Source organism: Vibrio sp. KMM 9700, from assembly GCF_058545285.1.
Map to the genome: position 1 here is coordinate 1,532,820 of NZ_CM178589.1, position 19,712 is coordinate 1,552,531.

The window sequence follows — 19,712 nt, forward strand, 5'->3', positions numbered from 1 at the left end:
TTTACTGAATAAATACATACATACTTGCAGCCCAAGTAATAAACATGGCAAGTAAGAAGTAAGCGACTTTTTTAGTGATATTTTTATAGTTAAATAGCAAGCTTGCGGCCACAGCTGCGGTGATGCCAACAATCGACCAACGCAAAATCACTAGATTATCCCCTTCATGATGCATAGTTAAACTATCGACACCATTAAGTAAAAACCACATCAACAAAGGCAGAGCAAAGGCAACTGTGGTATCGAAGGTGTTTGATGCGAGTGGGTTAGCCACAGCATCTTCATATTCCCCTTTTTGTGCATCTTTGACTGACAAAATAAGATCTGGCACAGATGACGCCGCTGCGCCAAACACTAGCCCTGAGAAAAATGCAGGTACACCTAAAATCTGCGCACTGCCCACAACTCCTTCCACCAGTATATGCGAAGCGCCAGAAATAACGATAATCGCAAGCATCAGCACAATTAAAGCTCTAACTAAGGTAAATCTATGATTAGAAAAAAGTATCGCATTAAAGTTAAAGGTGACTAGATTGCCTAAAAATCCTTTATCTTCGATTTCCTCATATTCATAATCTTCTTCATCGATGTGATGTTTTTTAGAGTCGATATATAAGTGCAGCGCATAACCAAAGTAAATAAGGTTAAGCAATAGTGCCATGCCCAAGGTGAACTTAGAGAAGCCAAGGCAAATAATTAAGCTTACTTCTGCAAGTAAAACCCAGAAAATATCACGACTTAGTGCTCTTTTATCTAATTGAATGCTAGGTGCTGAGCGGCCTTGCTGATCTTTTGCCATGATAATCGAAAGCGCTGGGATCACGCAGCCATTAAAAATAGCAGAGCCGGCGGTGACGCCTAAAGCGACAATTACAAGTTGAGGATCGTTAAACCAGAACAAACAGGCGATCACCACAAACATTTCAGGCATGCTTGAGCCGATCGCATTGACGGTTGCCCCTTTCACGCCGGGGGGGAAGTTACGTCCAAGGTAAGCTGCTGCTTGCTCAAAGGTATCGCAAGAGAACTTAAGGATGTAACAGGCGAGCAAGATCAACAAAAAGGGAGTCAGTGTATCCATGCTGAAAACTGAATCTGTCATGAAAAATCCTTAGTTATAAAAATTATTGCTTGAGTTAAAAGTGGCTGCTTTTTAGGCATAAAGTTATCAGCAATAGTTTCTATCAATCTGTTACAGCACGCATGGTTTACTTCCCTTTTGCTATAGAGTTATAACTCTTATTAGCACAGGTTATGTGCCTTCTATGTTAAAGCAAATTTAAGCTTAATGCTTAATAAAATTTTTAATTTTTTTGATAAGCTTTTGTTATTTCTTCTGCAATAATCAAAATACCTTTTTCCATATCTTCATGACTTTGCACATAGTTCATGCGTAAGCATTCTTGGGTGTGCTGCCAGTTGGCTGCATCTTCAAGACCAAAGAAGAAATACTCGCCCGGAACCACTAACACGCCACGCGCTTTAAGTCTTTGATACAGCTCCATTGTGCTAATTGGTAAGTCTTCAAACCATAGCCAAAGGAAAATCGCACCTTCTGGTTTATGCACTCTAAATCTTGGATCTTGGATGTGCGCTTGCAATAACTCGAGTGCTTGCTCGGATTTTTGTTGATAAAAAGGCTTAATTACTTCACTGCTTAGCCTTAATAAATCACCTTTTTGGATCATATGGTTGGCAAGCGCAGGGCCAACACTTGCAGGCGCAAGATTGATGATCCCGTTGACGTTAGCAATTGCTTGGATAATAGACTCATTGGCAATGATGATACCGCAACGTACGCCAGGCAGGCCAAGTTTAGACAGGCTCATGCACAAAATTGTGTTGTCATTCCAAAAAGGCTTCACCTCTTCAAAGATGATATCTGGAAATGGCGTGCCGTAAGCATTATCAATAATCAAAGGGATATTGTTCGCGCGGGCAATTTGATCTAGCTTTTGGATTTCCTCATCGGTCAGCACATTGCCCGTTGGGTTGGTTGGGCGTGACGCGCAGATTGCGGCAATCGAGTCATCAATATGCAGCTTTTCAAAATCCACATGATACTTAAACAGGCGGTTGTCTAAGTGCTCGATTTGAGGTTGCACTGAGACAAAAATATCATCATCAATTCCAGCATCGCTATAGCCAATATATTCAGGCGCGAGTGGCAATAAGATTTTCTTGTGTGAACCGTCGGTTTGGGTGCCTGCTAGCAGGTTAAATAAAGAGAAAAAGGCACTTTGGCTGCCATTGGAAAGGCTAATGTTTTTCGCGCTAATATCCCAACCATATTGAGCTTTCAATAAGTCTGCAAGTGAGTTTAAAAAGCTATCTTTGCCTTGTGGTGAGTCGTAATTGGCAAGCGCATCGAGCATGCTGCCATCTTCAAGCATCTCTAGGTTAGCTTGTTTAAAATACTCGAGCATTTCTGGGATTGCCGCTGGGTTACCACCACCGAGCATGATCGCGCCTTTGGTTCTTAGGCCGTCGTTGAGATCATCCATAAGTTGGGTAATACCTGAATAACGGTTAAATTTTTCTCCAAATGCTGAGTACATTTTTGATCCTTGTTTTTATAACTTGGTAGGCAAAAGGAATGCTATGTATTACGAAAAGACGCTCGAGCCATCCATGGTCGCTTGGAAAAATACATCCTGTATTTTTAACACTTTTCTCCATACATACCACACCTTTTGCTTTGAATTTCTGTGGCAGACTTGGGATTAACTTTAGAATAAGCCTGGTTATTTTTATAAAGCGATAACAAAAAGCTCCACCGAATCGAGATTCAAGTGGAGCCTTAGATTATTGTCTTATCTTGCTATATCTTCAAGCTAAGATTTCGTAATTGCTTACTTTTGCAGCAATGAGATATCCGCAGTCTTCAAGAATAGTTCACGCAACTGGCTAAGCATCGTTAAGCGGTTTTGCTTCAATGCTTCATCATCTGCCATAACCATTACATTGTCGAAGAAGTTATCGACAGGGCCACGTAGCGTTGCAAGCTCAGCAAGCGCTGCTTGATATTCACCTTGCTCAAATGCAGGGCTAACTTTAGCTGTTAGCGCATTTAAGCTTTGAGCCAGTTCTTTCTCAGCCGCTTCAACAAGTAGTGACTCATCAATGTTTGCTGGTAGTTCACCTTCAAACTTGGCTAAGATGTTACCCACACGCTTGTTCGCTGCCGCAAGTGCTTCTGCTTCTTCTAAGCTTCTAAAGTGAGAAACCGCTTTAACGCGTAAGTCAAAATCAACAGGTTTGGTTGGACGACGCGCAAGTACAGCTTGGATAATATCAACGCTAAAGCCAGCATCTTGATACCAAGCGCGGAAGCGGCCAAGCATAAACTCAAGTACATCGGTTTCAACATTTGCATTCGTTAGCTTGTCACCAAACAAAGATTTTGCTTTAGCGATCAGGTCAACCAAGTCTAGGTTGTAGCCTTTTTCAACTAAAATACGCAGCACACCTAAAGATGCACGACGTAGAGCAAATGGATCAGAGCCTTTTGGCGCTTGACCAATACCGAAGATACCTACAATCGTATCGAGCTTATCAGCCATTGCAAGCGAGGCTGCAACATCTGATTGTGGTAAGTCATCACCAGCAAAACGTGGCATATATTGCTCGTTTAGCGCTACTGCAACTTCTTCATCTTCTCCGTCATGACGTGCATAGTGCATGCCCATAACGCCTTGAGTGTCGGTAAATTCAAATACCATAGACGTCATCAAGTCACATTTAGCAAGTAGACCCGCACGCTTAGCTTTGTCGACATCTGCATTGATTGCTTGTGCAATATAACCTGCAAGTTCTGTGATGCGATCAGTCTTATCCTTGATGCTACCCAATTGTTTTTGGAAGATAGCCGTTTCAAGTTGAGGTAGGCGATCGATAAGCTTGCTCTTACGGTCAGTGTTAAAGAAGAACTCAGCATCAGCTAGACGCGGACGTACAACTTTCTCGTTGCCTTCAATCACGTGACGCACATCTTTTGATTCAATATTTGAAACAAAGATAAATTTAGGCACAAGTTGCTTGTTTTGATCATAAACAGGGAAGTATTTTTGATCGCCTTTCATGGTATAAACCAAAGCTTCTGAAGGCACTTTTAAGAACTCAGGTTCAAATGAAGCAGTTAGTACAACTGGCCATTCAACTAGCGAGGTGACTTCTTCAACTAAGTCATCTTCAAGATCCGCTTCACCGCCAACTTCTGTTGCCGCAGCTTGCGCATCTTTGAGAATAATAGCTTTACGACGCTCATAATCAGCAATAACTTTACCGCGCGTCTCTAGAATTTCTGGGTATTCATCAGCATGCGCAATTTCAAACTCGCTCTCACCCATAAAGCGGTGACCACGAATAACACGTGCAGAAGTTACGCCAAGAATTTCGCCTTCAATTAACTCGTCAGCAAAAAGCATAGTTAGGGTTTTAACTGGACGAATAAATTGCGTTTCTTTGTCTGCCCAACGCATAGGTTTTGCGATTGGCAAGTTAGCTAAAGCTTTGTCTGCAAGTGAAGTGATGATTTCGCTAGTTGCGACACCTTTTACTTCTTGCTTAAACAGTAGCCATTCGCCTTTGTCAGTCTTAAGGCGATCTGCTTCGCTTACATCGATGCCACAACCACGTGCCCAGCCAAGCGCTGCTTTGGTTGGGTTGCCGTCTGCATCAAATGCGCCAGCAATCGCAGGACCGCGTTTTTCAACGATTTTGTCTGCTTGCGCTTCAACTAAGTCTGTTACTTTTAACGCTAGGCGACGCGGGGTTGCAAACCATTCAATACCTTGGTGAGTCAGGGCTGCATCTTTTAACTCTTTTTCAAAGTTATCTGCAAAGCTTTGAGCTAGAGTGCGCAGCTGCGTTGGTGGCAACTCTTCTGTGCCAAGTTCAATTAGGAAATTCTTCGCCATCTTATTTCTCCTCATCTTTGCGGCACATAGGGAAACCTAAAGCTTCACGCGCTTCATAGTAAGCCACAGCGACTGATTTAGTCAGATCGCGAATGCGTAAGATGTAACGCTGACGCTCAGTTACCGAAATCGCTTTACGTGCATCGAGGAGGTTAAATGCGTGACCAGCTTTCAAGATACGCTCGTAAGCAGGCAGTGGCAGGGGTTTTTCAAGCGCTAGTAGCTCTTTACATTCTTTCTCGCATTGATCAAAGAAGGTAAATAGGAAGTCCACATCAGCGTGCTCAAAGTTATAAGTTGATTGCTCAACTTCATTTTGATGGAAGATATCACCGTAAGTCACTTTACCAAGTTGACCATCAGTCCAAACAAGATCGTAAACAGAATCAACGCCTTGGATATACATAGCCAAACGCTCGATACCGTAAGTGATTTCACCTGTGACAGGTTTACACTCAAGGCCACCAACTTGTTGGAAGTAAGTAAACTGAGTCACTTCCATACCGTTTAGCCAAACTTCCCAGCCCAGACCCCAAGCACCAAGCGTTGGGTTTTCCCAGTTATCTTCAACAAAGCGAATGTCGTGAACTTGGGTATCAATACCTAAAGCTTCGAGTGAGCCAAGGTAAAGTTCTTGGATGTTATCAGGCGATGGTTTGATGATGACCTGAAATTGATAATAGTGCTGTAAGCGGTTAGGGTTTTCGCCATAACGGCCATCAGTTGGACGGCGCGAAGGTTGCACATATGCCGTTGCAATTGGCTCAGGACCAAGTGCACGTAAGCAAGTCATAGGGTGAGATGTGCCTGCACCGACTTCCATATCTAAAGGTTGAACAATCGTACAACCAACATTGGCCCAATAATCTTGCAGAGCAAGGATCATGCCTTGAAAAGTTTTAATGTCGTATTTTTGCATAGTTTTAATTCGCGCAATCTTCTGTTGGTGAATAAATTTATTGAATCCTGTCAGTATACCCTTATGCATACAGGTCGAGTAGGGGTTAACCGACTTTTTTTTAATTTATAAAAATACCTAATCAATTTAGACCTTACTTAAAATTACAAAAACAAGAGAAATTTTTACTCTAATTTGTCGTGTATGCCTTAGACTTAATCATACTTATTATATATATTTAAGAAAATTAGAAGCTTATATTTATATATTGAAAAGATTCATGGAACTCTCTGACACAGGAAATAAGACAATGCAATTATCAAAACTAAGATCAAGCCTATGCCTTGCGGTTGCTGGCGCTTTAATTATGACTGGTTGTACTACAGTGAATCCATACACAGGTGAAGAAGAAACATCAGGTGCGACGATTGGTACTGGTGTTGGCGCACTAGGCGGCGCAGCAATTGGTGCACTAGCTGGAGATAGCAAAGGTGCATTGATCGGTGCTGGCGTTGGCGCTGCACTCGGTGGTGGTATTGGCTATTACATGGATGTGCAAGAAACAAAACTTCGTCAACAGCTTCGCTCAACTGGCGTAAGTGTGACGCGTTCAGGGAATGATATTATTCTTAATATGCCAAACGAGCTGACATTTGGCGTTGATCAAACAGACCTTAGTTCACGTGCGCAACAAGTGTTAAATAGTGTTGCGCTTGTGCTTAAAGAGTACGAAAAAACTAATGTGCATGTGTTTGGTTACACAGATAGCACGGGTGCTGAGAACTATAACTTACGTTTATCGCAAGTTCGTGCTGCAGCCGTGAGTGACTATCTTGTTCGCACCGGTGTCGATGGCAACCGTCTATCAAGCACTGGTCGTGGTGAAGCGAACCCAATTGCTTCAAACTCAACGGAATCAGGCCGCGCGCAAAACCGTCGCGTTGAGATTTACCTCAGCCCACGCCAATAAGATTCAAAGTAATTTAACTTCAAACCCAAGATGGTGCACTGTCTTGGGTTTTTTATTTGCCTTGAAGCGTTAATTTATATACTATTTGTGCGTCTTTGGGGAGTAGTCTGCTAAGTGAGCCATTCACTTTAGTTTGTTCGTCAACATTCTTGATGCAAAATCATCATGGCGTTCAAGGCATATCAATAACTTAAGTTATATGCTGGACAAGACCTTAGACAAGTATCGTGAACTGACGGCAGGGAGCGAGGCTTGTCTTTTGGTTTTTATTTCCCTGCCTATTAAGAGGATGCCGTGAGCGTTTTACTTATCTCTGCAGCAACTGTTGCACTTGCCGAAATTGGCGATAAAACTCAACTTCTATCATTAATGTTAGCCAGTCGCTATCGTAAACCTGTGCCGATTATCGCGGCTATTTTCTTTGCAACTGTAGTTAACCATGCGTTAGCTGCTTGGCTTGGGGTAGCGATTGCCGATCTACTGACGCCAGAAATTTTACGTTGGGTACTGGTGGTGAGCTTTCTAGTGATGGCTGGCTGGATTTTGATCCCAGATAAACTCGACGAGGATGATGAAATCTCTAGTCGTGGGCCATTTGTGGCGAGCTTTATTGCGTTTTTTATTGCAGAGATTGGGGATAAAACCCAAGTGGCGACCACAGCGCTAGGCGCGCAATTTCCGGATGCTTTATCTTGGGTTATTTTAGGCACAACAATCGGGATGCTACTTGCTAATGTACCGGTTGTGATTATCGGCAAGCTTTCAGCCGATAAATTGCCAGTGGCTTTGATCCACAAAATTACCGCGGTACTCTTTGTGCTCTTGGCAGTTTTTGCTGCATTTTATTAAATACCTTTCTTGATCAGGTACGAATAAGGTACTTGCTCAGTTTGCGCCTCAAGTAATTGATGATCCATAAATAAACAAAAGCTAGGAATATCTCTTGTTGTGGATGGATCATCAGCAATCACTTTCAATACTTCCCCATCCTCAAGCTTACGCATGGTTTTACGCACCATCATCACAGGTTCAGGGCAGCGCAGTCCGATTGCATCTAATTCTTGAGTTGGGGTTTCGTGTAACATGTTTTACCTTGTAGATTGTTTAACGTGTGTCTTGTCTTGAAAGAGGCGCAAAATTTTACTTGTGTTGATTTTTTAATCAAGTTTTATTTGCGCTTATTGTTAATTTTGCTTATTCCCAGTCAATCGACTCGTCAGCGTGTTTTTCGCACTCAGCTTTAACCAGTTCAAAAAATTCTACGCCAGTTTTTGAGCACGTCCATTTCTCATCAGTGAGTTTAAAATGAAAGCCACCAGATTTAGATGCCAACCAAATCTCATGCATAGGTTCTTGACGATTAATAATAATTTGGCTGCGATCTTCAAACTCGAGTGTCATCACATTACCTGAAATATCATAATCAATATCTGCGCCGGATGCGTCAATCGCCTCTTCAATGGCTTGCATTTGTGCATCAACGAGTTGGTGGAATTGGGTATCATTCATGTGCGTGCTTCCTTTTTGCAGTTATATGTTTTTTTGCAGTCATATATGGTTGCTTTTCTTGTATGTGGTGCGATTATATGGGGTATTGAAAGATTAATCACGAGATAGATAATGAAAAAACACATTCTAGCTTTATGCATCTTGAGCGTAGGCCTTTTAAGTGCGTGTGGTCAAACGGGATCTCTCTATTTACCAGAAAATGTAGAAGTGAACCAAGACGCTGCGCAAACACCAACCAACACTCAAGCTGCGCAAGAGGCGCAACCAAGCAATGATGATGGCATTGTTCATATCGAATAATTGACAAGAAAAAGAAAAGGGGAAGACATTGGATTACTTTAATTATCAGGAAGATGGTCAATTATGGGCCGAAGATGTGCCATTACAAGCGATTGCTAAAGAATATGGAACACCACTTTACGTTTATTCACGTGCAACACTAGAACGTCACTGGAAGGCGTTTGATTCTTCGGTTGCCGATCACCCTCATTTGATTTGTTTTGCCGTCAAAGCAAATTCCAACATCGGCGTACTCAACGTACTTGCGCGTCTTGGGAGTGGTTTTGATATTGTCTCTGGTGGTGAGCTTGAACGCGTCATTGCCGCGGGCGGTGATCCGAAAAAAGTTGTGTTCTCAGGTTTAGGTAAAACCCCTGCAGAAATGAAACGTGCCCTTGAAGTTGGGATCAAGTGTTTTAATGTTGAATCAGAACCAGAACTTGATCGTTTAAACCAAGTTGCTGCAAGTTTAGGTGTAATCGCGCCAATTTCTCTACGTATTAATCCAGATGTCGATGCAAAAACTCACCCCTATATCTCAACTGGGCTACGTGATAATAAGTTTGGTATTAGTTTTGAGCGTGCACCAAGTGTGTATCAATATGCGCATAGCTTAGATAACTTAGAGGTTCGCGGTATTGACTGTCATATCGGTTCGCAATTAACCGATATGTCACCATTTATTGATGCAACCGATCGTCTTCTTAGCCTGATTGATAACCTAAAATCTCAAGGCATTAATATTCGCCACCTTGATGTCGGTGGTGGTTTAGGCGTGGTGTATAAAGATGAGCAGCCGCCACAACCTTCAGAGTACGCGACCGCTTTAATGGAGCGTTTAGAGAATCACCAAGATCTTGAGCTCATTTTTGAGCCAGGGCGTGCGATTGCCGCTAATGCTGGGGTGTTGTTAACACGTGTTGAGTTTTTAAAGCACACTGAGCACAAAAACTTTGCGATCATCGACGCTGCAATGAATGACTTAATGCGCCCTGCACTTTATCAAGCATGGCAGGAAATCATTCCAGTTATTCCTCGCCAAGGTCAAGCTCAAACCTATGATGTGGTCGGCGCTATTTGTGAAACTAGTGATTTCTTAGGCAAAGATCGTCAATTGGCGATTGAAGCGGATGATTTGCTCGCTGTACGCTCTGCTGGTGCCTATGGTTTCGTGATGTCTTCGAATTATAATACTCGTACGCGTGTAGCTGAAGTCATGGTTGATGGTTCACAAACGCACCTAGTACGCCAACGTGAAGAGCTACAAGATTTATGGGCGCTTGAGAGTTTATTACCTGAATAATATAAAAATAATGAGGCATTATGCACTTCCATTTTTCAAAAATGCACGGGCTTGGCAATGATTTTATGGTGGTCGACTGTATCACCCAGAATGTGTATTTTTCGCCAGATCTGATCCGTCGTCTCGCTGATCGCCACACAGGGGTTGGCTTTGATCAGCTCTTGGTGGTTGAGGCGCCTTATGATCCGGATACGGACTTTCACTACCGCATTTTTAATGCTGATGGTAGTGAAGTAGAGCAGTGCGGCAATGGTGCGCGCTGTTTTGCAAAATTTGTGCGCCTGAAAGGTTTAACCAACAAGTACAAAATTAATGTTAGTACTAAAAAAGGTAAAATCGTCTTAAATGTCGAAACCCCTGATTTAGTTCGCGTACAAATGGGTAAACCTGAATTTGAACCGAGCAAAATCCCGTTTAAAGCAAAGCAATTTGAGAAAACTTATATTCTACGCGCCGGTGAACACACCTTGTTCTGCGGCGCTGTGAGTATGGGTAACCCGCACTGTGTCACGGTTGTCGATGATGTGGACAATTACCCAGTTGAAAGCATTGGCGCGGAAGTTGAGTCGCATGAACGTTTTCCTGAGCGAGTAAATGCTGGTTTTATGCAGATTTTAGACAGAAACCATATTAAACTTAGGGTGTATGAGCGTGGTGTTGGCGAAACTCAAGCGTGCGGCACTGGTGCTTGCGCTGCGGTTGCTGTTGGGATCAAGCAAGGCCTTCTGGATGAGCAAGTGAAAGTTGACCTTCCTGGTGGACATTTAAAAATTCATTGGCAAGGTGATGATCAACCTCTGTATATGACAGGGCCGGTTGCACATGTTTATGATGGCCAGTTGAGCTGTTAAAAGGAATTATTAAAGGTGTCGAAAATCAATCCTTTATCTAAAAACTCAGATTTAAATTCACAAATGGTTGCTGAGTATTTATCTCAGCATCCGGATTTTTTTACCCATCATCCTGAGTTACTAACGACTTTGGCATTGCCTCCTTTTGAGCCTGAATTGGAGTTAGGGGTGACATCTTTAACCCATAAGCAAATGTCAGGCTTACGATCTCGGATTGCTGATTTGGAAGAAGAGATCACAGCTCTGCTTGGGATCGCGAGTAAAAATGAGCGCACTTTTGCTGATTTAATGAAACTTCAAGAGTCTTTGCTTAGTGCGCGTCATTTAGATGAAATGCTGAGTCTTTTACAAAGTTTTGCAGCTTCAGTGCAAATGAGCGCACATTTAAAGATTTTACAACCAAATTCTTTGGAATTACCCGAATCTTGTCAGATCACTCAGCTTTGTTATCAAAGAGTAATGCAGCGCTTGATCTCTGATAAGAATGCCTATTTAGGGCGCTTAAATAAGCAAGATGCGCAAGAGTTATTTGGTTTGAATATGCAAACGACACAAACATTAGGTTCGTGTGTAATTTTGCCATTAAATTCTGAAAATTTTGCCGGCTTATTGAGCTTTTATAACCCGAATGCGAGCCACTTTGGACCAAGTATGGATACCTTGTTTTTAGAGCAGCTGACGCGTTTGACGGCGTATGTGTTGGAGCATTTATTGGCAAGCCAGAATAAGATTGGCTTACCGGCTCAAAGAGTGTCGAGTATGTCGGGTGTTCAATCACTCTAAGTGCTATAGCTCTAAATTCATTCACATAATAACCTCGTGATAACAAGGAAAGTAGCATGTCCAAACCAAGCCAAGCCGACGATTTATGTCCTGAACTTGCTGATCCGCTAGATGCTTTTTATGCTTACTTGAAAAATGAGCGTGGCTTGAGCGCGCATACGCAAAAGAACTATCAACGTCAGCTTGAGTCGATGGCGCAGCAGTTGCAAGCTATGGGCGTTAAAAACTGGCAATCGGTTGATGCTGCTTGGGTACGTCAGTTGGCAGGCAAGGGTATGCGTCAGGGTCTAAAAGCGAGCAGTATTGCGACTGCGTTATCTTCGTTACGCAGTTTTTTTGATTTTTTAATTTTAACTGGTGAGCTTAGTGCTAATCCTGCAAAAGGGGTCAGCGCGCCGAAGAAATCTCGTCCCTTGCCAAAAAACTTAGATGTGGATGAAGTCGATCAGCTGCTAGAGATTAATCTTGATGATCCACTTGCCGTACGTGATCGCGCCATGATGGAGCTGATGTATGGCGCGGGTTTGCGTTTATCTGAATTGGTTGATTTAGATGTGAGGGATGTCGAACTTGGCCAAGGGGAAATTCGAGTCATAGGTAAAGGCAACAAAGAACGTAAAGTGCCTTTTTCTGGAAAAGCTGTCATTTGGATGCAACATTGGCTCAAATCGCGCCAAAGTTTAGCAAAATCTGATGAAACTGGTTTGTTTGTGTCAAAACTTGGCACGCGTATTTCGCAACGTAACGTGCAAAAACGTATGGCAGAATGGGGGATCAAGCAAGGGGTTTCGAGCCATATCAGTCCACATAAATTGCGCCACTCATTTGCGACCCATATGCTTGAATCGAGCCAAGATTTACGCGCGGTGCAAGAGCTTTTAGGGCATGAGAATATCTCGACAACACAAATCTATACCAGTTTGGACTTCCAGCATTTAGCTAAAGTCTATGATAAGGCTCATCCGCGAGCGAAAAAGTCATCTTAATCAAAACGAGTTTTCCCCTTTATGAGCCTTACTTTTTATCGCCAATTACCTAACATCCAAGCCATGACATTTGACTTGGATGATACCTTATATGATAACCATCCGGTTATTCAAAACTTAGAGCAAGAAGTGTTAACTTGGCTTGCGCAAAAGCATCCGCAAACTAGCCAAATCAACGCCGAGCAATGGCGTGAGTATAAACTTCAAGTGCTGCAAAGCGATCCCATGCTTAGACATAATGTGACTTTGTGGCGTCAAACTAGCTTAGATTTAGGGCTAAAAAAACTTGGTTTGAGCGACTCGCTTTGCCAAGAAATCGTCACGCAAACCATGCAACAAGTGATGATTCTGCGCCATAAATTAGAAGTCCCAGAGAAAACACACCAAGTCTTAACTCAATTAAAAGCTAAGTATCCACTAATTGCGATCACCAATGGCAACCTAAATCCTGAGAAGGTTGGTTTAGGGGCGTATTTTGATTTAGTGTTGAGCGCTGGTAAAGATGGTCGGATGAAACCTTACCCGGATATGTTTGAAACTGCGTTGAAAAGATTAGATATGCCTGCCAAACATGTTTTGCATGTGGGCGATCATCTAATTAGTGATGTCCAAGGGGCGAAGCAAATGGGGATGAGCGCATGTTTTATTTCAACTTATGTGCAAGGCATTTCCGAGCGCCGTGCAACCAGTCTGCCAGATATTGAAATCAGCCAGCTTGAAGATCTATTGCTAGTGTAAGGCTCAAATATAAGCTTTAAGTTTTGAGTTGATGCCCACTTCTATCTGCTTGAAAATGCTTTAAATAAGTCTGCATATAAGCATCAAGTTCGAGAGCATTTTGGTTTTCACCAACTTGGTCTAATAAATGGCTAACTATCTCACAGGTGCAGAGATTACCACTGGCTTGATTGCGCCTTAAGTTATAATTTGAGTCTTTTTCAGGGGTGAATTTTACTTGAGGTAAAGCTTGTAACCACGGGCTTTTATTGTAGATTTTTTTAGCTTCTTGCCAAGTCGCATCTAGAATAATCCAAGCTATTTTTAACTCTTGGCTTGGAGCTTTCGTCTCAAGGCTGAGAGTTTCTTGCAAGATCTCGTCAATCGTCACCGCGTCAGGGCTGGGATAAACCAAAATACATTTATAAGCCGTATCTTGTAGTCTTTGGGCTAAAATTTCTGGGATCTGTTTTCTTTGCCACAGACAAAAATAACTATTAGCAAGGCAATCTAAGACCAAGCGCCCAGTGTTAGTGGCACGCTCGGTTTCATTGGGATGAGTGAGCAAGAAGATTTCCTGCCCACTTAAGATAGATGGGATTTGTTCACAAATGCATTGATAACTGAGCCTGCAATTTGGGCAGGGCTCAGCTTGTTCTCGGCTTCGTTTATGTGAGACTACATTTTCCATGCACTAGCATCAGCATCATTTGATGCATCTGTTTCTTCCCACTCGTTTGCATCAGACTCCATTGCATCTATCGTATCTAGATCTTCTGCTGAGTTGTCAGATGCAACACCTTCTGGTGCTTGTTCCTGAGTTGGATCCGCTTCAACAGCAGTCAGGTGTAGACCTTCAGAGCCAAATGAATAAACTTGATCGTTTACCGATTCTTGGTAAGCGGTTAATGTTTGATCTTCTTTGGTGAAAGTGCGCACAGAGACAAGGCTACGATCGTTATGCTTAGTCATAATCAAGTTTACGCGACCATCAGTGTATGCCTGCCAGTAACCTGTTTCGATAATGCTTGGCTCATCGTTTTGATAATCAAATACCATAGTTGCACTATGATCAGGGTTGAGTGCTAGGCTAATGGTGCGGCCTGGTGAAGAGGCAGCTGCTAGGTTTGCTTGATATTGACCAACAAATTGCGCGTCATTTTCATTTTGAGCTTCATACACAAACTGACAAGTCATTTTTGGCGCGACTTTCATGTTAGCGATTTCTGCGCCAACAACTTGGATATTTGGTGTATTCAAGTCACCGATAAAGGTTTCACCTGTATCATCAATGTTACCGCCTACAGCGCCTAAGTCTTCTTGAGCTGTTTCTGCTGTGTCAGCATCGGTTGAATCTTCAGTAATGCCAAGATCTTGATAGGTTGCGCCAGTCTTGATATAGGCTTCAATTTGAGTCAAATAGCCAGAATCACCATTCGCTTTCTCTTTATTATCGGCTATATGTTCTTCAATATCTTCACGCACATTATCATTGCTAAATGTGAGCGGCATAATGTCGCTATTGCCACACGGGCTAAACATATAACCTTGTTCATTTTTAGTCACTTGACCTTGAAAAACAAACTGTTGGATCCCTGCTGTAGCTTGTTCTTGTGGAGAGTCTGGTGTACTTGAACAACCTGCAAGAATCACACTTGCACTTAAAGCACTTATCAATAGAGAAGGTTTCATCTTGATTCCTTTTAAATATATCCTTTCATTTAGCAATTAGTATACCCTGTCTTGGCGCAGAGTATCTATACCCTTGAATTATTTTGAGTCGCTGCTAAATCGTTATGGATAAGGTTAAATATTGTTTTTCAGTAATTGATTTTCTAAGTAGTGCGCCACAGATTCATCTGCGCAACTGCCAATTTGCTCTGTGTTTGGCAATGCTTGCTTCACTTTATAGTGCGCAGTATTCATCAGCACACCTTTGCCTGCCATACTTAGCATCTCAACATCATTCATGCCATCACCAAAAGCAAGGCAGTGACTTAAATCTTTACCTAAAGTTTGCGCAACCGCGAGTAGGGCATCACCTTTAGATACACCTTTTGCCATCACTTCCAAGCAAGTTGGAGTTGAGAAAGCAACCACCACATCATCCGCAAACATTTGATTTAGTTTGGTTTCATATTCAACAAGATAGTCATGATCAGGATTTGTGAAGAAAATCTTGGCAACATCTTGGCTTGGGGCATTGTTAACATCAAAAATAGAGTAAGCAAAACCAGTTTGTTGATGGTGCTTGCTTAGCATTAAATCTTCTTTGTTGGTCAGCCAATCATCGCTACGATAAATATGTAGGCGAAGATTCGGATCATCTTTGAGTTGATTGATAATAGGTTGCACCACATGCGCAGGGATGTCTTTGCTATATAAAACTTGGTTATCTGGCGTGTGCACACGCGCACCGTTTGAAGTGATCATATAAGCAGGAATATCAATTGCTTGACGCATAGACGAAACATCTACCCAATGACGACCAGTAGCAAAGGCAAAAATCATCCCTTGTTGGTGAAGTTTTTTGAGCGTCTCCTTGGAGAAATCACCAATGAGATGGTTAGGCAGTAATAGGGTGCCATCTAGATCAGATGCAACAATGTGGATATGCTCAGGGTTTAACGCAAGGTTTGACATAAAGCCTCTACTTATTAATACGGATCAAATCACTATGGTTTTCTACATCATAACATCTTGCTGTGTGAGAGCTTGATTATTTTGCTTATCTAAAAAATCAAAAATGTGATCCAGTGCGATATCTCGAATCGTATCTGATTCAAATAAAATTTCATGGCGTGAAGATTCAAGAGGAATAAATTTAGATTGTTCTGCGCCTAAATTATCCATAAAGGCTATTTGTGCTTTGTTATCCACAATGCTGTCATCAAGGGCTTGGAGCAATAAAGTTGGGATGGTTAACTGAGGGGCTTCATCGACACAGAGTTTTGCCGCTTTGATTGCCTCTCCAACCCAATGACTGCTTGGGCCACCAAGTTGTAATTCAGGCATTTGTTGGTAAAGATCGCGAAAAGCTTGGTATCTAGGTTGGCTTTGAGTGAGGTGATTATCTGTAAACGGACGCTCGTTATAGCTTGATTGTCCGGGTGCATAAGTAGGTATTTTGCTTAGTTTTGATGCAATTCGCGCCACTTTATATGCAATTGGGCGTAAATACCAAGACATGCTAATCCCAAACATAGGCGCGGAGAAGATCACAGCATCGAACTGGGCTTGAATTTTTGGATTGGTTTCAAGGCATCTTGCGCTGATTGCGCCACCCATAGAGTGAGCGAGTAAAAATCGTTGTTGATAACCTGATAGGTCAAAATGCGCCAACACAGACTGCATATCTTGAATATAATCTTCAAAACGCTCAACGTGTCCAAGGTGAGGATCTGAATGCAAACGTTGCGATAAACCTTGTCCGCGATGATCAAACGAATAGATATCATAACCTTGTTTGTAGAACTCGAAAAATAGCTCTTGATACTTCCATACACTTTCAATTCTACCGTTTACAACAAATAGAGCTTTGGTGTGTTTTGGATTGGTCATCGAGACCCAAAAGATGCGTTTTTGATCGACGCCTTGAATAAAGCCTTCGTTTCGAGATTGCCAAAAAGGCCCAACAGCACTTAAAAGTGTATTTTCGAGACTAACTTCTTGGCTATAATTGGATTCAATATCATTCATTGTTTTTATTATCAGTTAGTTGGACATAAACATTGTGACTTATTTTTAGTATACACTGTTTTATTAGACTTTGTTTGAAACTTGCGCAAAATATATTCAAGTAAGCTGAATAAGAATTTAGTTTGCTGCATAATCAAGTTAAGGATTAGTATGAACTAATATTTAATTTAGTTGACTTAGTTTGCAAGCGACTAACAAGCTTATTCTCCTTTATACCACATTATTTATTTTGGATTTTATATGACCAAACAACGCGTCTTCTTTTTTGATTTACTGCGCTGCGTGGCAGCTGTGGCAGTGATCGCGATTCATGTCTTGGCGCCTTATCGTGATACTTTAGGTGTGCTGCCTTTTGATCAATGGTTCACCGCCGTTGCTGTCAATGGTGCTTCACGTTGGGCAGTGCCTGTGTTTATTTTGATTTCGGGAGCCTTACTGCTTAGTGATACTCGCCCGTTTGACCTCAAATACTATGTTCAAAGGCGCCTAGGTAAGGTGTTGATCCCTTTTATTGTCTGGTCTTTGTTTTATGCTTATCTGTCCGGTTGGAGCGCGCAAGGCTTTGATTCCGATGTCGCAAGCGATGTGCTCGCCAATAGTTATCATCATGATACTTACTACCACCTTGGCTTCTTTTATTACTTTATCCCGCTCTATCTACTTGTGCCTTTCTTCCAGATTTTGGTGCGCAAAGTAGATGATACTGCCTTGTACGCACTGGTTGGTATCTGGCTATTCACCACTGCACTCTTCCTCTTCAAGATAGATGGACCATGGTCAAACCAATACTATCTTTATAGCGGTTATTTACTCTTAGGTTATGTTTTATATCAAAAAACACCTAATACTAAACAAACTTTGACATACTTTGTTATTGCCGGAGTGATTGGTCTTGTAGCGACTATTGGTATGGTGACCTATAACAGCTTACAAGCGGGGGAATATACGATTGGCCGCTGGTTATCGTATAAAACCTTAAATACAGTGGCGATTGCTAGCATGGTATTTATGCTTGGACGCTATTACGGCGAAGGTTTGAGCGAAAAGGCGATGAAGATCATTGGCTTTATTAGTACCCATAGCTTAGGGATTTATATCTTGCATCCGCTTTTCTTGTGGCCGGTGAAAAACTATGGTTTAGATCAAGGACACCCAGCACTAATGATCCCACTTTGGATTTTGGTGAGTGGTGCATGTGCATTGACCACAAGTTGGTTGGTTTCACTCAGCCCTAAAACGCGTTGGTTATTGCCTTAGTGTTTTATATTCAATAACCTCAAGAGGCTCACTCTAAAGTCTGCTTCTTGCGGTCATTTGATATATTTTTTACTTAAGTAAAGCTTTGTAATCATGGATAAAATACCTTGTTACTTGGTGATTATTTAGCCATGATATATACCCGAGTTATCTCATTTTAGACTGTATGTGGGATTGCTTGGGTATAAAATGAGGAATGGATTATGTCTCAGGTTGAAGCGGTTGTACTGCGAACGCGCCATATAGAAAAGATCTTACGCGAGCAATATCATGCGCAAGGGCAAGGTTTACACGAGTTAATTTCAAGTTGTGAAGAAAGACTGCCGCGAAAAATTTTAAAAGATATACGTTATATCGCGACCACGCGCAATAAACTTGCCAATGATGAGTCTTTTGAACTCGATGACTTAGATGCATTTTTGACGCTATGCGATGAATGTGCAGAAGAAATCACCCCAAGAGGGGGACGCTTTGTGTGGGCGATTGCATTAGTACTGATGTTTGTGATGACAGCTGGCGCACTGATATTTTATAGCGTGCATTGGGATAGTTTAGTGCGCCATTTAGAGCCTTACTTTGCTAAATAAGCTGCCGTTTTATTTGGTGTCTGTTTTGTCTGCGCTCTTGGCTTGAATTTGCTGCATTATTTTATCTTTTAGATCAGCCATCGCAAACGAACCAAAGAGCCAGATAGAGAGCTTTTCTTTAGTGGTTAAGCTGATTTGACCCGCCGAAAGTTTAGTTAACATCAAGACTTGTAAGCCGTGCATCAAGAGCATAAAAATGCCCATTACATTCAAGGCAATATGCATGCTACCGGCAAATGGCTGAATAAGGTTAAGCAGTAGCACACCCCATACCACTAGCATGAAGATTTTCGCCAGCATTAAGAATATTTTTTTCATACTTCTTCCTTTTGATAGAGTCGATAGCAGACTTGACCCGCGGTCTTTTCGCGCAAGAGCTGCCAATGGGATGGCAGATTGATTTGAGTGAGGCTTTTTTCTGTTTCAATATAAATCTTCGCCTCGGGTGCAAGCCATCCATTTTGCTCTAATTTTACTAAAGCCTCATCGAGTAAACCTTGATGAAACGGTGGATCTAAGAAGACCAAATCAAACTCAGTGGGAGTTGTGTCTAAAAAACTTAACGCATCTTGGTTTAGCACTTTTATATTATTTGCTTTGAGAGTTGCGATATTTGTGTTTAATTGCTTGTAAGCTTGTGGGTTTTTCTCAATTAATAATACGCTGTCAGCTTGTCTTGAGGCACATTCAAAGCCTAAACCACCGGAGCCAGCAAAAAGATCGAGGCATTTGGCATGACCGACATCTTGCGCAATCCAGTTAAATAAGGTCTCTTTGACTCTATCAGTCGTAGGACGTAAACCTTCGGCATCGAATACCGGTAATTTACGGCCGCGCCATAACCCGCTAATGATGCGGATAAATCCTTGAGACGATTTAGGTTTTGAACCTTGTTTAGAAGAAGCTTTGCGCATAGATTTTAAGTACCGAAATTAAATAATAAGGTAAAATAGA

At 42.0% G+C, this 19,712-nt stretch carries 22 protein-coding genes; 10 read left to right on the top strand and 12 right to left on the bottom strand.

Annotation, left to right across the window (positions count from 1 at the left end; genetic code table 11):
• Window position 1: 1 nt before the first annotated feature.
• The 4 genes from AC2VOY_RS06850 to glyQ all read right to left on the bottom strand — a co-directional run bounded on the left by AC2VOY_RS06850 (window position 2) and on the right by glyQ (window position 5,838).
• Entirely contained in the window at window positions 2-1,102 is a 1,101-nt protein-coding gene (locus tag AC2VOY_RS06850; RefSeq protein ID WP_491830544.1) for a sodium:calcium antiporter, read from the bottom strand.
• 202 nt (window positions 1,103-1,304) lie between these two features.
• Window positions 1,305-2,558, bottom strand: a complete 1,254-nt coding sequence (locus AC2VOY_RS06855) for a valine--pyruvate transaminase (protein ID WP_491830545.1) — start codon at window positions 2,556-2,558, stop codon at window positions 1,305-1,307.
• 294 nt (window positions 2,559-2,852) lie between these two features.
• Entirely contained in the window at window positions 2,853-4,919 is a 2,067-nt protein-coding gene (gene glyS, locus AC2VOY_RS06860) for a glycine--tRNA ligase subunit beta (RefSeq protein WP_491830546.1), read from the bottom strand.
• A gap of 1 nt (window position 4,920) precedes the next feature.
• Entirely contained in the window at window positions 4,921-5,838 is a 918-nt protein-coding gene (gene glyQ / locus AC2VOY_RS06865; RefSeq protein WP_491830547.1) for a glycine--tRNA ligase subunit alpha, read from the bottom strand.
• A gap of 289 nt (window positions 5,839-6,127) precedes the next feature.
• Here glyQ and AC2VOY_RS06870 point away from each other — a divergent pair, with 289 nt between their 5' ends.
• Window positions 6,128-6,787, top strand: a complete 660-nt coding sequence (locus tag AC2VOY_RS06870) for a YiaD family glycine zipper/OmpA-like lipoprotein (protein ID WP_491830549.1) — start codon at window positions 6,128-6,130, stop codon at window positions 6,785-6,787.
• A 294-nt stretch (window positions 6,788-7,081) separates the two neighbouring features.
• Window positions 7,082-7,636, top strand: coding sequence for a TMEM165/GDT1 family protein (locus AC2VOY_RS06875; RefSeq protein WP_491830551.1), 555 nt, complete (start codon window positions 7,082-7,084; stop codon window positions 7,634-7,636).
• Here the strand turns inward: AC2VOY_RS06875 and tusA are convergent.
• Both tusA and cyaY read right to left on the bottom strand, forming a co-directional pair.
• Window positions 7,633-7,872 (bottom strand): sulfurtransferase TusA, encoded by a 240-nt coding sequence (tusA, locus tag AC2VOY_RS06880; RefSeq protein ID WP_491830552.1) that lies wholly within the window; start codon window positions 7,870-7,872, stop codon window positions 7,633-7,635. The genes AC2VOY_RS06875 and tusA overlap by 4 nt on opposite strands.
• Before the next feature lie 109 nt (window positions 7,873-7,981).
• A complete protein-coding gene (cyaY, locus tag AC2VOY_RS06885; RefSeq protein ID WP_491830553.1) occupies window positions 7,982-8,296 on the bottom strand; it encodes an iron donor protein CyaY in 315 nt (104 codons plus the stop codon).
• 111 nt (window positions 8,297-8,407) lie between these two features.
• Here cyaY and lptM point away from each other — a divergent pair, with 111 nt between their 5' ends.
• The 6 genes from lptM to yigB are packed head-to-tail and all read left to right on the top strand — an operon-like array spanning window position 8,408 to window position 13,236.
• Entirely contained in the window at window positions 8,408-8,596 is a 189-nt protein-coding gene (gene lptM / locus AC2VOY_RS06890; RefSeq protein ID WP_491830554.1) for an LPS translocon maturation chaperone LptM, read from the top strand.
• Between the two features lie 28 nt (window positions 8,597-8,624).
• Entirely contained in the window at window positions 8,625-9,878 is a 1,254-nt protein-coding gene (lysA, locus tag AC2VOY_RS06895; protein WP_491830555.1) for a diaminopimelate decarboxylase, read from the top strand.
• A gap of 20 nt (window positions 9,879-9,898) precedes the next feature.
• Window positions 9,899-10,729, top strand: coding sequence for a diaminopimelate epimerase (gene dapF / locus AC2VOY_RS06900; protein ID WP_491830557.1), 831 nt, complete (start codon window positions 9,899-9,901; stop codon window positions 10,727-10,729).
• A gap of 15 nt (window positions 10,730-10,744) precedes the next feature.
• Window positions 10,745-11,512: a DUF484 family protein gene (locus AC2VOY_RS06905; protein ID WP_491830558.1), complete on the top strand. Its 768-nt coding sequence runs from the start codon at window positions 10,745-10,747 to the stop codon at window positions 11,510-11,512.
• A gap of 56 nt (window positions 11,513-11,568) precedes the next feature.
• A complete protein-coding gene (xerC, locus tag AC2VOY_RS06910; RefSeq protein ID WP_491830559.1) occupies window positions 11,569-12,498 on the top strand; it encodes a tyrosine recombinase XerC in 930 nt (309 codons plus the stop codon).
• 21 nt (window positions 12,499-12,519) lie between these two features.
• Window positions 12,520-13,236 (top strand): 5-amino-6-(5-phospho-D-ribitylamino)uracil phosphatase YigB, encoded by a 717-nt coding sequence (yigB, locus tag AC2VOY_RS06915; protein WP_491830560.1) that lies wholly within the window; start codon window positions 12,520-12,522, stop codon window positions 13,234-13,236.
• 16 nt (window positions 13,237-13,252) lie between these two features.
• Here yigB and AC2VOY_RS06920 read toward each other — a convergent pair whose 3' ends face one another.
• From AC2VOY_RS06920 to AC2VOY_RS06935, 4 genes are all read right to left on the bottom strand, one after another.
• Window positions 13,253-13,906, bottom strand: coding sequence for a tRNA-uridine aminocarboxypropyltransferase (locus tag AC2VOY_RS06920; protein ID WP_491830561.1), 654 nt, complete (start codon window positions 13,904-13,906; stop codon window positions 13,253-13,255).
• A complete protein-coding gene (locus AC2VOY_RS06925; RefSeq protein WP_491830562.1) occupies window positions 13,894-14,907 on the bottom strand; it encodes a COG3650 family protein in 1,014 nt (337 codons plus the stop codon). The genes AC2VOY_RS06920 and AC2VOY_RS06925 overlap by 13 nt, the downstream gene beginning before the upstream one ends.
• A gap of 114 nt (window positions 14,908-15,021) precedes the next feature.
• The gene (locus AC2VOY_RS06930) at window positions 15,022-15,858 is read right to left on the bottom strand and encodes a Cof-type HAD-IIB family hydrolase (protein WP_491830563.1); all 837 of its coding nucleotides are present in this window, start codon (window positions 15,856-15,858) and stop codon (window positions 15,022-15,024) included.
• A 42-nt stretch (window positions 15,859-15,900) separates the two neighbouring features.
• Window positions 15,901-16,914 (bottom strand): alpha/beta fold hydrolase, encoded by a 1,014-nt coding sequence (locus AC2VOY_RS06935; protein ID WP_491830564.1) that lies wholly within the window; start codon window positions 16,912-16,914, stop codon window positions 15,901-15,903.
• Window positions 16,915-17,154: 240 nt separating this feature from the next.
• Here AC2VOY_RS06935 and AC2VOY_RS06940 point away from each other — a divergent pair, with 240 nt between their 5' ends.
• Both AC2VOY_RS06940 and AC2VOY_RS06945 read left to right on the top strand, forming a co-directional pair.
• The gene (locus tag AC2VOY_RS06940; protein ID WP_491830565.1) at window positions 17,155-18,171 is read left to right on the top strand and encodes an acyltransferase; all 1,017 of its coding nucleotides are present in this window, start codon (window positions 17,155-17,157) and stop codon (window positions 18,169-18,171) included.
• Window positions 18,172-18,374: 203 nt separating this feature from the next.
• Window positions 18,375-18,758 carry a DUF4145 domain-containing protein gene (locus AC2VOY_RS06945; protein ID WP_491830566.1) on the top strand — a complete coding sequence of 128 codons (384 nt, stop codon included), beginning with the start codon at window positions 18,375-18,377 and terminating at the stop codon, window positions 18,756-18,758.
• A 9-nt stretch (window positions 18,759-18,767) separates the two neighbouring features.
• Here the strand turns inward: AC2VOY_RS06945 and AC2VOY_RS06950 are convergent, their stop codons facing one another.
• Both AC2VOY_RS06950 and rsmD read right to left on the bottom strand, forming a co-directional pair.
• A complete protein-coding gene (locus AC2VOY_RS06950; RefSeq protein WP_491830567.1) occupies window positions 18,768-19,076 on the bottom strand; it encodes a DUF1145 domain-containing protein in 309 nt (102 codons plus the stop codon).
• Entirely contained in the window at window positions 19,073-19,672 is a 600-nt protein-coding gene (gene rsmD / locus AC2VOY_RS06955; RefSeq protein WP_491830568.1) for a 16S rRNA (guanine(966)-N(2))-methyltransferase RsmD, read from the bottom strand. Before rsmD ends, AC2VOY_RS06950 begins: the two co-directional genes overlap by 4 nt.
• Window positions 19,673-19,712: the final 40 nt, after the last annotated feature.

Bases quoted from the DNA above. Each gene is read 5' to 3' on its own strand.
- lptM (WP_491830554.1), top strand. From the start codon at position 8,408: ATGAAAAAACACATTCTAGCTTTATGCATCTTGAGCGTAGGCCTTTTA.
- AC2VOY_RS06940 (WP_491830565.1), top strand. From the start codon at position 17,155: ATGACCAAACAACGCGTCTTCTTTTTTGATTTACTGCGCTGCGTGGCA.
- AC2VOY_RS06855 (WP_491830545.1), bottom strand. From the start codon at position 2,558: ATGTACTCAGCATTTGGAGAAAAATTTAACCGTTATTCAGGTATTACC.
- AC2VOY_RS06850 (WP_491830544.1), bottom strand. From the start codon at position 1,102: ATGACAGATTCAGTTTTCAGCATGGATACACTGACTCCCTTTTTGTTG.
- cyaY (WP_491830553.1), bottom strand. From the start codon at position 8,296: ATGAATGATACCCAATTCCACCAACTCGTTGATGCACAAATGCAAGCC.
- rsmD (WP_491830568.1), bottom strand. From the start codon at position 19,672: ATGCGCAAAGCTTCTTCTAAACAAGGTTCAAAACCTAAATCGTCTCAA.
- AC2VOY_RS06930 (WP_491830563.1), bottom strand. From the start codon at position 15,858: ATGTCAAACCTTGCGTTAAACCCTGAGCATATCCACATTGTTGCATCT.
- AC2VOY_RS06870 (WP_491830549.1), top strand. From the start codon at position 6,128: ATGCAATTATCAAAACTAAGATCAAGCCTATGCCTTGCGGTTGCTGGC.
- tusA (WP_491830552.1), bottom strand. From the start codon at position 7,872: ATGTTACACGAAACCCCAACTCAAGAATTAGATGCAATCGGACTGCGC.
- AC2VOY_RS06935 (WP_491830564.1), bottom strand. From the start codon at position 16,914: ATGAATGATATTGAATCCAATTATAGCCAAGAAGTTAGTCTCGAAAAT.
- xerC (WP_491830559.1), top strand. From the start codon at position 11,569: ATGTCCAAACCAAGCCAAGCCGACGATTTATGTCCTGAACTTGCTGAT.
- dapF (WP_491830557.1), top strand. From the start codon at position 9,899: ATGCACTTCCATTTTTCAAAAATGCACGGGCTTGGCAATGATTTTATG.
- AC2VOY_RS06950 (WP_491830567.1), bottom strand. From the start codon at position 19,076: ATGAAAAAAATATTCTTAATGCTGGCGAAAATCTTCATGCTAGTGGTA.
- glyQ (WP_491830547.1), bottom strand. From the start codon at position 5,838: ATGCAAAAATACGACATTAAAACTTTTCAAGGCATGATCCTTGCTCTG.
- AC2VOY_RS06925 (WP_491830562.1), bottom strand. From the start codon at position 14,907: ATGAAACCTTCTCTATTGATAAGTGCTTTAAGTGCAAGTGTGATTCTT.
- glyS (WP_491830546.1), bottom strand. From the start codon at position 4,919: ATGGCGAAGAATTTCCTAATTGAACTTGGCACAGAAGAGTTGCCACCA.
- yigB (WP_491830560.1), top strand. From the start codon at position 12,520: ATGAGCCTTACTTTTTATCGCCAATTACCTAACATCCAAGCCATGACA.
- AC2VOY_RS06945 (WP_491830566.1), top strand. From the start codon at position 18,375: ATGTCTCAGGTTGAAGCGGTTGTACTGCGAACGCGCCATATAGAAAAG.
- AC2VOY_RS06920 (WP_491830561.1), bottom strand. From the start codon at position 13,906: ATGGAAAATGTAGTCTCACATAAACGAAGCCGAGAACAAGCTGAGCCC.